The sequence below is a fragment of the Caulobacter sp. SLTY genome, from assembly GCF_009905535.1.
Lineage (GTDB): Bacteria > Pseudomonadota > Alphaproteobacteria > Caulobacterales > Caulobacteraceae > Caulobacter.
Map to the genome: position 1 here is coordinate 90495 of NZ_JAAALA010000015.1, position 12067 is coordinate 102561.

Below are 12067 nucleotides of genomic sequence, written 5' to 3' on the forward strand. Positions count from 1 at the left end.
GGTGATCGCGCTCGGCGTCCTGGTCATCTTCTTCGCCTACCTGACCTGGGCCCTGCCGATCGGGCGGGCGCTGGAGCCGCTGCAGACCCCGACGCTGGTGCTGCTGACCGCCGACGGCAAGCCGTTCGCGCGGCGGGGGTCGTACAAGGAGGCGCCGGTCGAGGCCGACAAGTTGCCGGCGCACATCCCCAACGCCTTCATTGCCATCGAAGATCGTCGGTTCCGGAGCCACCTGGGCGTTGACCTTCAGGCGATCGCGCGGGCCGCCAAGGTCAATGCCGACAGCGGCGAGGTGCGCCAGGGCGGCTCGACCATCACCCAGCAGCTGGCCAAGAACGCCTTCCTCGACAACCGGCGCAGCCTGCGGCGCAAGGCTCAGGAGGCGATCATTGCCGTCTACCTGGAGGCGCGGTTGTCGAAGGACGAGATCCTGTCGCGGTACCTGTCGGCGGTGTATTTCGGCGACGGCGTCTATGGGCTTGGGGCGGCGGCGCGGCACTTCTTCGACAAGGCGCCGGAGCAGCTCACGGTCGGCGAGGCGGCGATGCTGGCCGGGGTGGTCAAGGCGCCCAGCCGCCTGGCCCCCACTGTGGATTTCAAGGACGCGAAGCAACGGGCCGGCGTAGTGCTGGCCGCCATGGTCGATCAGGACATGGTCACAGCCAAGGAGGCCAAGGCCTCGCTGGCCAAGGTCAAGCTGCGCGGGGAGCGGGCGCGCCTCCCGGTAGGCTCCTATTTCGCCGACTGGATCGGGCCGCGGGTCGAGCAGTCGTTCGGACGCGGCTACGGCGAGGTGAAGGTCTGGACCACGCTGGACAGCCAGATGCAGGTGCAGGCCCAGCGGGCGATCCGAAACGGCCTGAAGAGCGGCCGGCGCCAGGGCGTTACCCAGGCGGCCCTGGTCGCCATGCGCACCGATGGCCGGGTCGTCGCCCTGGTCGGCGGGGCCGACTACAAGAAGAGCCAGTTCGATCGCGCCACCGATGCAAAGCGCCAGCCGGGCTCGGCCTTCAAGCCCTTCGTCTACCTCGCCGCCCTCCGCAGCGGCATGGGGCCGGGAAGCACCGTCGTGGATGCCCCGATCAAGATCGGGAACTGGAGCCCTCAGAACTACGAAGGCCGCTACAGCGGCGGGCCGGTGACCCTGTTCCAGGCCTTTTCCAAGTCCAGCAATGTGGCCTCCGCCCGCCTGACGCAACAGGTCGGTGTACGCCGGGTGACCGAAGCGGCCAGAGATATGGGCGTCACCTCAGACCTCCCGAACGACTTTACCATCGCCCTGGGCACCGGCGAGATGACCCTGCTGGAACTGACCAGCGCCTACGCCGCCATTGCCGCAGGCCAGGGGCCGGTGACCCCGCGCGGCTTGTTGATCGAACAGCAGGGCGCGGCAAAGGCCAGGCTGGCCACACGCGAGCGGGAGGGCCTGTTGACCCTGATGCGCGGGGTGGTGGCCCAGGGCACCGGCACGGCCGCCAACATCGGTCCCCAGGTGTTCGGCAAGACCGGAACCAGCCAGGACTATCGCGACGCCTGGTTCGTCGGTTTCGCCGGCGACCTGGTGGTCGGGGTGTGGATGGGAAATGACGACAACACCCCGATGAAGGGGGTCACGGGCGGCTCGATCCCCGCCCAGGTCTGGCGCGACTTCATGACCTACGCCATGCGCCGACCGGACTTCCCCAAAGGCGCCGTCACGGTGGACGATGGGCCAATCATCGACTTCGAGATGGCCGAACTGGAGGAACCCGGCGAACTGTCGGCGGAGCTGGACGATCCCTTCCCCCTTCCCGAGCCCCCGCCAGGCGGCCCTTACGACGAGCCTTACGGCCCGCCGCCGCGCTACGACGATCGGGACGTCGGCCCGCCTCCGCCTCGCTATCGCGACGCCCCGCCGCCGGACTATGGCGAAGAGCCGGTCGGGCCGCCGGATGAGGACCTCATGGATCGCGACTTCGGCGATGGGCCAGAGCCGGTGTTGGACGAACCGGGAACGAGTTGACGATTTCCTAACCGGCGCAAAGGCGAACTGACGGCGCACGCGGCCTGCGTGCGAGCCGCGGGGGCCATTGTGTCTGTCAGTCCCTTCCGCCATAGGCGCCGGCCCTTGTCGGCGCTGGCGATCGCCGCCTGCCTTCTGATGCTGGCCGCCGCCGGCTGGGTCGCGATCCAGCCACACGAGCCAGCGCCGATCACCACCCCCGAGGTGACGGTCTCCACCGTGACTCGGGTGGTGGACGGGGACACGGTCGAGGTCGAGCTGGATGGCGAGATCGTTCAGGTCCGACTGGCCGAGATCGATGCGCCCGAAAGCAACCAGGCCTGGGGCGACCGCTCCGAAGCGGTGCTGACGCGCCTGACGCTCGACAAGCCGGTTCGCATTGAGGGGCGCGGCCGGGATCGCTACGGCCGACTCATCGGGCGAATCTACGTGGGCGATGTCGATGTCAGCGCCAGGATGATCGAGGAGGGCTGCGCCTGGGCCTATCGCGCCCACCTGACCGACGACCGCCTGCTTGAGACGGAGAACAAGGCCCGCCGCAGCCGCACGGGCCTCTGGGCCCAATCCTCCAGAGACATCGTTGCCCCCTGGGACTGGCGGCGCGGCGAAAGGACCGAAGCCCAACCCGTGACCTTCGCCGACGCCTCTCCCCTGCCCTCCGCCGCGAGCGGCTTCACCTGCGACGCGCGGAAGACATGCGGCCAGATGGCCAGTTGCGAGGAAGCTGTGTTCCAACTGAACCAATGCGGTGCGACACGGATCGATGGGGATGGCGATGGAGTGCCCTGCGAAGCCTTGTGCCGCCAAGGGTTCTGATGGCTGGCCGACAGTCGCCCTTCCCTTATCCCCCAACATCCGCCTATATTCACCTCCAGCGCGCCGCATCCCGCAACCGACGGGGTCGCTCCGCGCAACGCACAGGCGGGTGTCCGGCCTGGCTGGAGGAAGCTCCGGCGAAAGGGCGCCGAACACATCCGCATCCTGAGCGCCGCAACGGCGCTGACGGGAACAACAGAGACCTTCATGGGCCGCGCGCACGCCCCGAAAACCTACCCGCTGAAGCCCGCCACAGGCGCGGCCGGCGGCGTGCTGCGCGCCGATCAACCAGACCGGCGGCTGCGCCACGAGCGCGCCGAATGCCGGAGAGAGAAAATCGATGACCAAAAAAATGCTCATCGACGCCGCACATGCCGAAGAAACGCGTGTGGTCGTCATGGACGGAAGCCGGATTGAAGAATTCGACTTCGAAAGCCAGAGCCGCAAGCAACTCCGCGGGAACATCTACCTCGCGAAGGTGACCCGGGTCGAACCCAGCCTGCAGGCCGCCTTCATCGAGTACGGCGGCAACCGTCACGGCTTCCTGGCCTTCAACGAAATCCACCCCGACTACTACCAGATCCCCCTGGCCGACCGCGAAGCGCTGACCCGCGAGCTGGCCGAGGACGACGAGGACGAACCGCCGCGCCCGAAGCGTGACCGCGGCCGTGGCCGCGGCCTCGCCAAGCCGGTCGCCAGCGAGGAGGCCGAAGCCGATCCGGTGCTGGAAGCCGAGGACAGCGAGGAGGCCGACGAAAACGCCGCCCATGCCGAGGACGCGCACCAGGGTGACCATGGCGGCGAGGACAACGGTCACGACGAAGGCGGCCGCGAGGAACGCCGTGTCGAGACGACCGGCGCGGACGATGATGAAGACGACATGGAGGAGGAGGTCGAGCGCCGCCGCCGCCGCCTCATGCGCAAGTACAAGATCCAGGACGTCATCCGCCGCCGGCAGATCATGCTGGTCCAGGTCGTCAAGGAAGAGCGCGGCAACAAGGGCGCGGCCCTGACCACCTACCTGTCGCTGGCCGGCCGCTATGGCGTGCTGATGCCCAACACCGACCGGGGCGGCGGCATTTCGCGCAAGATCGTCTCGGCCACCGACCGCAAGCGTCTGAAGACCATCGTCCAGGGCCTGAACGTGCCCAAGGGCCTGGGCCTGATCGTCCGCACGGCCGGCGCCAAGCGCACCAAGGCCGAGATCAGCCGCGACTACGAATACCTGATGCGGCTGTGGGAAAACATCCGCGACACCACCCTCGGCTCGGTGGCCCCGGCCCTGATCTATGAGGAAGAGGACCTTGTGAAGCGGGCCATCCGCGATCTGTTCGACAAGGACATCGACAGCGTCCAGGTCGAGGGCGAGGCCGGCTACAAGGAAGCCCGCGACTTCATGCGGATGATCATGCCGGCCCAGGCCAAGAAGGTGGTGGCCTACCGCGAGCCGACGCCGCTGTTTGTGGCGCACCGGATCGAAAGCCAGCTGAGCCAGATCTACAGTCCGGTCGTGCCGCTGCGGTCGGGCGGCTATCTGGTGATCAACCAGACCGAGGCCCTGGTCGCCATCGACGTCAACTCCGGCAAGGCTACGCGCGAGCGCAACATCGAGGCGACCGCGCTGAAGACCAACCTGGAAGCGGCCGAGGAGGCCTGCCGCCAGCTGCGTCTGCGCGACCTGGCCGGGCTGATCGTCATCGACTTCATCGACATGGAGGAGTCGAAGAACAACCGCGCCGTCGAGAAGGTGCTGAAGGACAATCTGAAGGACGACCGCGCCCGCGTGCAGATGGGCCGGATCAGCGCCTTCGGCCTGATGGAGATCAGCCGCCAGCGCCGCCGCACCGGCGTGCTGGAAGGCACCACCCACACCTGCCCCCACTGTGAAGGCATGGGCCGGGTTCGCTCGGTCGAATCTAGCGCCCTGTCGGCCCTGCGCGCGGTGGAGATGGAAGCCCTGCGCGGCGGCGGCGAGTTGACCCTGAAGGTGCCGGCCGCCGTCGGCCTGTATATCCTCAACGAGAAGCGCGGCCATCTGGCGCGCATTCATGCCGTCCACCACCTCTACGTCACCATCCAGATCGACGAGAGCCTGGCCCACGCCGACCATGAGCTGGAACGCACCAGCCTGGGCGAGCACAGCCTGCATGCCCTGGACAGCGCCGCCTTGGCGATGACCACCCAGGCCCTCGTCGAGGACGACGACTTCGTCCCGCCCGAGGAGGACGAGGACGAAGACGAGATCATCCCCGACGACGAGGATGAGGATGCGCCGCGCGAAGCCCGCCGGGAGGCCGGTCCGCGCCGTGACGAGGACGAGCGTGGCCGCCGTGGCCGTGGCCGCCGCCGCCGGGGTGGTCGCCGCGACGAAGAGGGTGACGCGCCCCGCGAAGCCGCTCCGGTCAGCGAGTCCGACGAGGAGATCGGTCCCGAAGGCGAGGACGAGTACGACAAGGACGGCCGTCGCCGGCGCCGGGGCCGCCGTGGCGGTCGCCGCAGCCGCGAGGAGGATCGTCCCCGCGACGGCTTTGCCTGGGCCCGCCCGCGCGTGCCCTTCGGCGATGATCCGTTCCAGTGGCACGACCCGGCCAAGCTGGAAGGCGGCGGCATGCTGGCCGTCCGCACGGGCGATGAGCCGCATGTGAAGCCCGAAGTGGCCGAGGACGACGAAGGTCCGACTCCGATCGCCCGCGAAGAGCGCGGCGGCCGTGGCCGGGGCCGCAACCGTCGCGATCGCCGTGACCGTGGTCCGCGCGAGGTCGCCGCCGAGGCGCCGCTGGCCGCCGAGGAGGCCGAGTCGGCCGACACCTTCGTCGATCCGCCGATTTCCACCATCGCGGCCGGCGAGCCCTTTACCGACGAGGTCTGGGTCGAACTGCCCAGCGAGCCGGAGCCGGCCAAGAAGCCGCGCCGCAGCCGCGCCAAGGGCAAGAAGGCTGAGGAGGCGCCTGACGCCGAGGCTGTGCCCGAGGTGGTGGAAGCCGCGCCGGACGTCGTCGAGGCCGCGCCGGAGCCGGAGGCCCCTGCCCCCGAGCCGGAACCCCAGCCTGAGCCGGAACCGGTCGTGGTGGCCGCCCCGGAACCGGCTGCGGTGAAGGAGCCCGACCCCAACGAGATCACCGCCCCGCCTGAAAAACCCAAAAAGGGTTGGTGGCGTCGGTAATCGTCCCCAGCTAGAGTTGGATTCCGCGCGGGGGCGCTTTCGGAGTAGGCTTAGCTCATGACCTCGCGTGGATTCCCTCTTTGGCGGCCGATCCGCGCCGCGATCGCGGCGGCGGTGGCGTTCAGCGTAACCCTGACGGCGGCCGTTCCGGCGTCGACCCAGGACCGGGTCACCCTGCTTCGTGACACCGAGATCGAGGAAATCCTCCACGCCCAGGCCGACCCGCTGCTGGCGGCGGCCGGCCTGGTCCCCGAGGACGTGACCATCCTGCTGATCGGCGACAAGACGCTGAACGCCTTCGCCACCCAGGGCCAGGTGATGGGCTACAACACCGGCCTGATCCTGGAGACCGAGAATCCCAACCAGCTGAAGGGCGTCATCGCCCACGAGGCCGGTCACATTGCGGGGGCCCACCCGATGCGCTCGGGCGACCTGCAGAACGCGGGCCTGCGGCCCATGCTGCTGACCATGGGTCTGGGCGTGCTGGCCATGCTGGCCGGAGCGCCGGACGCGGGCGCGATGCTGATCGGCAACTCCGGCTACATGGGCACCCTGGGCGCCCTCGGCTACAGCCGCGAGCAGGAGGGCCGGGCCGACCAGGCGGGCCTGAGCTACCTGGAAAAGAGCGGCCAGTCGGGCAAGGGGCTGGTCGAGTTCTTCGACAAGTTCCGCTACCAGGAAGTCTTCCAGGAAGCCCGGCGGTTCCCCTACTTCCGCAGCCACCCGCTGTCTTCGACCCGGATCGAGATGCTGCGGACCAAGGTCATGCAGTCGAAGTATTACGAGGTCACCGACACCCCTGCCGAGCTTGAGCAGCACAAGGTGATGAAGGCCAAGATCCTCGCCTTCACCCAGCCGCAGAAGGCGATGATCGAGTTTCCCGAGACGGACAAGAGCTACCCCGCCCGCTATGCCCGGGCGATCGCCTACTACCGGCTGAAGGACGTCAACCGCGCCGTCGGCCTGGTCGACGCCCTGCTCGCGGAGCAGCCGGAGAATGCCTACCTGTGGGAACTGAAGGGCCAGATGCTGTTCGAATTCGCCCGCACCAAAGAGGCGGAATTCCCTCAGCGCCAGTCGGTCAAGTTCAAGCCCAACGCCCCCCTGCTGCGCATCAACCTCGGCCAGACCCTGATCAACCTGGGCGATCCGGTGAAGCGGGACGAGGGGATCGAGGAATTGAAGCGGGCGCTGCTCGACGAGGAGATCCCGGACGCCTGGCGGCTGCTAGCCCAGGCCTATGACGCCCGTGGCGATGAGGGCCTCGCCCGGCTCGCCACCGCCGAATACTACTACAGCCTTGGCGGGATGAACGAGGCGCGCGGGTTCGCCATGCGGGCCCGTGACCTGCTGGCCAAGGACACCGTCGGCTGGCGCCGGGCCACCGACATCGTACTGACCGCCAATCCAAGCCGCGAGGACCTGCAGGACCTCGCCAAGGACAACCCGCCCGTTGGGCGCAACTGACCCTCACCATAAGAGCCGCCCATGCGCCGCCTGACCTTCCCGCTCGTCCTGATCCTGGCCGCCGGCCTGTCCGCCTGCGGGAAGGAGGAGCCCAAGTCCGTCTTCGACAAGGCTGCCGAGCCCAAGGTCGCGGTGGACAAGGCGTTCGGCGACAAGGTGCGGGCCTATCTGCTGGAGAATCCGGAGGTTCTGATCGAGGTCTCCAACGCCCTGCAGCTGAAGCAGATGGCGGAGGCCGAGGGCGCGACGGAACAGGCCTTCAAGGCCAACAAGGTCAAGATTCAGCGCGACCGGCGGGACTTCGTGATCAACCCGAACGGCAAGGTCACCGTGGTCCAGTTCTACGACTACAATTGCGGGTACTGTAAGGTCGTGGCGCCCGAAGTGCTGGAGATGGCGCGCCAGAATCCCAATGTGCGTTTCGTGTTCAAGGACTTCACCCTGGGCAACTTCGGGCCGACCTCGGAATACGCGGCGGCCGCGGCGCGGGCGCTGGGCGACAAGGGTCTGTTCGCCGACAGCCACGCCGAGATGATGTCGCGCAAGCCGCTGACCGACGAGATGGTGGACGACCTGCTGCGCCGCAACGGCATCGACCCCGCCTCGGTGCGCGCCCTGGAAGCCAGCAAGCCGCAGCAGCAGTACCTGGCCGACGTCCGAGCCCTGGCCAAGGATCTCGGAATCGACGGCACCCCAGCCTTCTTCGTCGAAGGCGACTTCATCAGCGGCGCCCGGCCCGAAGAGCTGAAGGCGGCGATCGCCAAGGCCCTCAGCGGCAAGTAATTCCCGTCAGAGAAGGGCCGGCGCGAAGTCGGTCAGCGACGACCCGACCCACTCGCGACGGGCGGCGGCCAGCTTCACCTCAGCCGCGTCGCGGTCGCCCTTGTGGGCGGTGGCGCGGGAGGCGATCAGCAAGGTCAACGGATCGTGCGGCCATTTGGCCAGCACCTTGTCAGTCTCCTTGAGCGCCAGATCGATCTTGCCGTCGGCCAGCAGGGCGGCGGCATAGCTGCGGCGGACCGGGTACCACCAGGGCGGCGGGTCGCGCAGATCGCCCAGCTTCCGCTCCTGCAGTTCGGCGGCCTTGCGGAAATGCTTGGCGGCCTGGGGTGCGAAACCATCGAGCATGGCGGCGCGGCCCAGCAGGACCTCATGGGCGATGTCGGCGAACTCGACAAAGTCGCCCATGCCGTCGGCCTTCACGGTGGCCTTCACGGCGAGGATGGCGGCGGCTTCAGCGCGAACGCCGGCGGAGTCCCGGCGACGGGCCAGGGCCTCTCCGCGGGCGTAGTGCCACATAGCCTTCTGGATCGAGTTGTCCGGCGCCGGCATGGCCAGCACCTTGTCGATCTCGCCGTAGCGGCCATAGGCGAACCAGACGCGGCTAGCGCTGGCCTTGGACCAGGGGCTGGGGGTCTTGAGACTGCTGTAGTGGTCGGCCAGGCGCAGGCCGGCGGCGGCGTCGCCGGACATCATCGCCCCGCCCAGGGCGTAGCTGACGTTGTGGCCGTGGTAGCCGATCTTGAAGGCGTCGCCCTCCCCGCCGGTCTTCTTCAGCCAGGCGGCGTCGGCGTCCATGGCCTCAATGTTGACCCGGGCGGCGTCCTTATAGCGGCCGATCTGGTAGTAGGTGTGCGACGGCATGTGGATGAGGTGGCTGGCGTTCGGCGCGAGGCCGCCCAGGGCGTCAGCGTACTTCTCGGCCTTGCCCGGCTGGTCGATCCATTCGGTGGCGTGGATGTAGAAGTGGATCGCGCCGGCGTGGTTGGGATCGCGGGCCAGCACGGTTTCGAGGATCGGCACGGCCAGGGCCGGCTTCTCGGCGATCATCAGGGCGTCGGCGGTCCAGGTCAGGATGACGTTGTCATCCGGGTACTTGGCGGCGATGGCCTGCATGGCCTTGGCGAAGGCCCTGTCGCCGCCCTTGGGGGCGTAGCGGGCGACCAGGGCGGCGGCCAGCATGCGGTCGCGCTCCGAGCCGTTCGCCAGCAGGGATTGGGCCTTCACGGCGGCGGCGCGGGCATCGGTCAGCTGCTTGGCGTCCAGGCCGTAGTTGATGGTCGGGCCGAGCGCCCAAGCGTAGCCCCAAGCGCAGAGGCCGCAGGTCGCGTCGCGCTTCACAGCCTCGGCCATGGCGCCCTTGGCGTCTTGGTGGGCGAAGGCCCAGGCCAGTTGGAGGCCGAAATCAAACCAGCGCTGGCCCTCGGGATTGGTGGCGGCAACGTCCCAACGATTGTTGCCGAAGCCTTCGGTGAGGACGGGCGGTTCCTTCAGCGTGGACAGGCCGCCGGGGCCGGATTCGCTCTGGCAGATCGGCGAGACGGCCAGCGGGTCGAACACCGGGGCCGACTGGGTCTGGGCGGCGGGAATGAGCAGCGCCAGGGCGACGCCGAGCATGAGTTGGGTTTTCATGGATCGGCCCCCCTTGATCGATGGCGTAGGCTAGCCCGTTCAGATCAATCCGGCGAGGGGCGAGGACGGGTCGGCGTACATCCGCCTGGGCATGCGGCCGGCCAGGTAGGCTTCGCGGCCGGCGATGACCGCGTGCTTCATCGCGCTGGCCATCAGGATGGGATCCTTGGCCTCTGCGATGGCGGTGTTCATCAGGATGCCGTCGCAGCCCAGCTCCATGCCGATGGTGGCGTCCGAGGCGGTGCCGACCCCGGCGTCGACCAGCACGGGCACGGTGGTCTGTTCGACGATCAGGCGCAGGTTGACCTTGTTCTGGATGCCCAGGCCCGACCCGATCGGCGCGCCCAGCGGCATGATGGCGGCCGCGCCCGCCTCCTCCAGCTTGCGGCAGTAGACCAGGTCATCGGTGCAATAGACCATGACGTCGAAGCCCTCGGCGACGAGCAGCTTCAGGGCGCGGAGGGTCTCCTCCATGTCCGGATAGAGGGTCTTGGGGTCGGAGAGGACCTCCAGCTTGACTAGCGACCAGCCGCCGGCCTCGCGGGCCAGGCGCAGGGTGCGGACCGCCTCCTCGCCGGTGAAGCACCCGGCGGTGTTGGGCAAGTAGGTGAACTCGTCCGGTTTGACGAAATCCATCAACAGCGGCTGGGTGCGGTCGGTCAGGTTCACCCGTCGCACCGCAACGGTGACGATCTCCGCCCCGGCGGCGCGGGCCGCGTCGGCGTTGGTCTGGTAGTCCTTGTACTTGCCGGTGCCGACGATCAGGCGGGAGCTGAAGGTGCGGCCGGCGACGGTCCAGGTATCGGTCGAGGTCATGGGAGGGGCTTACACCAGCGCGCCGCAAAGGGGGAGGCTGTCGGGAGCATAGGTAACCGGTATCATGGCCGCATGACGATGACCCGCAGACTGGCGACTCTTTCCCTGGCCGCGGCCGCTCTGGCCGGTCCAGCGCAGGCGAGGCGACATGAGCCGGTTGTCCGGACGACGGCCGGACCGGTAAAGGGGCTGCGGGAGAGCGGCCTGCTGCTGTTCAAGGGTGTTCGCTATGGCGCCGACACCGGGCCGCGCCGGTTTCAGCCACCGGCGCAACCGGCGCCCTGGCGGGACCCCCTGCCCTGCCAGGGCTTCGGCCACGCCTCGCCTCAGCGGGGCCAGGAGCCCGACCAGTCGGAGGACTGTCTCTTCCTGAACGTCTGGACGCCGGGGGCGGACGCGGGGCAGCGGCCGGTGATGGTCTATATCCATGGCGGCGCCTACATGACCGGGTCGGGGTCCAGCCCGCTGTATGACGGGGCGGCGCTGGCGGCGCGGGGGGATGTGGTGGTGGTCACCCTGAACCACCGGCTGGGGCCGTTTGGGTATCTGTATCTGAACCGCGTGATCCCGGGGTTCGAGGATGGCGGGAACGCCGGGATGCTGGACCTGGTGCTGGCTCTGCGCTGGGTGCGGGACAATATCGCGGCGTTCGGGGGTGATCCTTCACGGGTGATGCTGTTCGGGCAATCGGGTGGTGGGGCGAAGATCGCCACCCTGATGGCGATGCCGGCGGCCAAGGGGCTGTTCCACCGGGCCGCGACCATGAGCGGGCAGCAGTTGACCGCCTCGGGGCCGGGGAATGCGACGCGGCGGACGTTGGCGCTGCTGGAGGCGCTGAAGGCGCGGCCCGAAGAGCTGGCGGGGATGCCAGCGGGGCGGATCGTTGAGGCGTTGGGGGCGGTGGACCCCGTGATCGGGTCAGGGGGGCTGTATTTCGGGCCGGTGCTGGATGAGCGGAGTTTGACGCGGCACCCCTTCTATCCGGATGCGCCGGCACAGAGCGCGGGTGTGCCGATGATGATCGGCAATACGAAGGACGAGACGCGAGGGTTCTTCAGCGATCCGGCGATGTATGCGCTGAGCTGGGAGGAACTGCCGGGGAAGCTGATCCCCAACATGCGGGTGGATATCGATCCGCACGTGGTGATCGCGCGGTATCGGGCGCTGTATCCGGACTACTCGGCGAGCGATGTGTTCTTCGCGGCGACCACGGCTTCGCGGTCGTGGCGGGCGGCGATCGTCGAGGCGGAGCTGCGGGCGGCGCAGGGGTCGCCGGCGTTTGTTTATCAGTTGGACTGGGCGTCGCCGAAGGACGGAGGGCGGTGGGGGGCGCCGCATACGCTGGATATCCCGCTGGTGTTCGGGACCCTGGCGGCGGAGGGGTCGATCAC

Annotated in this window: 8 protein-coding genes; 6 read left to right on the forward strand and 2 right to left on the reverse strand. The window is 68.5% G+C overall.

All coding sequences use genetic code 11. The features are described 5' to 3' along the window. The first annotated feature begins 1 nt into the window (after position 1). From GVN21_RS10740 to GVN21_RS10760, 5 genes are all read left to right on the forward strand, one after another. A complete protein-coding gene (locus tag GVN21_RS10740; RefSeq protein ID WP_166574732.1) occupies positions 2-2002 on the forward strand; it encodes a PBP1A family penicillin-binding protein in 2001 nt (666 codons plus the stop codon). Positions 2003-2107: 105 nt separating this feature from the next. Next, positions 2108-2818 (forward strand): thermonuclease family protein, encoded by a 711-nt coding sequence (locus tag GVN21_RS10745; protein WP_166574733.1) that lies wholly within the window; start codon positions 2108-2110, stop codon positions 2816-2818. Between the two features lie 340 nt (positions 2819-3158). Beyond that, the gene (locus GVN21_RS10750) at positions 3159-5981 is read left to right on the forward strand and encodes a ribonuclease E/G (RefSeq protein ID WP_166574734.1); all 2823 of its coding nucleotides are present in this window, start codon (positions 3159-3161) and stop codon (positions 5979-5981) included. 57 nt (positions 5982-6038) lie between these two features. Further along, a complete protein-coding gene (locus GVN21_RS10755) occupies positions 6039-7448 on the forward strand; it encodes a M48 family metalloprotease (RefSeq protein ID WP_166574735.1) in 1410 nt (469 codons plus the stop codon). A 21-nt stretch (positions 7449-7469) separates the two neighbouring features. Continuing rightward, a complete protein-coding gene (locus GVN21_RS10760) occupies positions 7470-8231 on the forward strand; it encodes a DsbA family protein (protein ID WP_166574736.1) in 762 nt (253 codons plus the stop codon). A gap of 6 nt (positions 8232-8237) precedes the next feature. On the opposite strand, the gene GVN21_RS10765 is transcribed toward GVN21_RS10760, so the two are convergent. Both GVN21_RS10765 and GVN21_RS10770 read right to left on the reverse strand, forming a co-directional pair. Then, a complete protein-coding gene (locus GVN21_RS10765; RefSeq protein WP_166574737.1) occupies positions 8238-9860 on the reverse strand; it encodes a hypothetical protein in 1623 nt (540 codons plus the stop codon). A gap of 39 nt (positions 9861-9899) precedes the next feature. Further along, positions 9900-10676: a thiazole synthase gene (locus GVN21_RS10770; protein ID WP_166574738.1), complete on the reverse strand. Its 777-nt coding sequence runs from the start codon at positions 10674-10676 to the stop codon at positions 9900-9902. Between the two features lie 72 nt (positions 10677-10748). Here GVN21_RS10770 and GVN21_RS10775 point away from each other — a divergent pair. Beyond that, on the forward strand, positions 10749-12067 hold a 1319-nt coding region (locus GVN21_RS10775; protein WP_166574739.1), incomplete at its 3' end, for a carboxylesterase family protein.

Bases quoted from the DNA above. Each gene is read 5' to 3' on its own strand.
- GVN21_RS10750 (WP_166574734.1), top strand. From the start codon at position 3,159: ATGACCAAAAAAATGCTCATCGACGCCGCACATGCCGAAGAAACGCGT.
- GVN21_RS10755 (WP_166574735.1), top strand. From the start codon at position 6,039: ATGACCTCGCGTGGATTCCCTCTTTGGCGGCCGATCCGCGCCGCGATC.
- GVN21_RS10760 (WP_166574736.1), top strand. From the start codon at position 7,470: ATGCGCCGCCTGACCTTCCCGCTCGTCCTGATCCTGGCCGCCGGCCTG.
- GVN21_RS10765 (WP_166574737.1), bottom strand. From the start codon at position 9,860: ATGAAAACCCAACTCATGCTCGGCGTCGCCCTGGCGCTGCTCATTCCC.
- GVN21_RS10770 (WP_166574738.1), bottom strand. From the start codon at position 10,676: ATGACCTCGACCGATACCTGGACCGTCGCCGGCCGCACCTTCAGCTCC.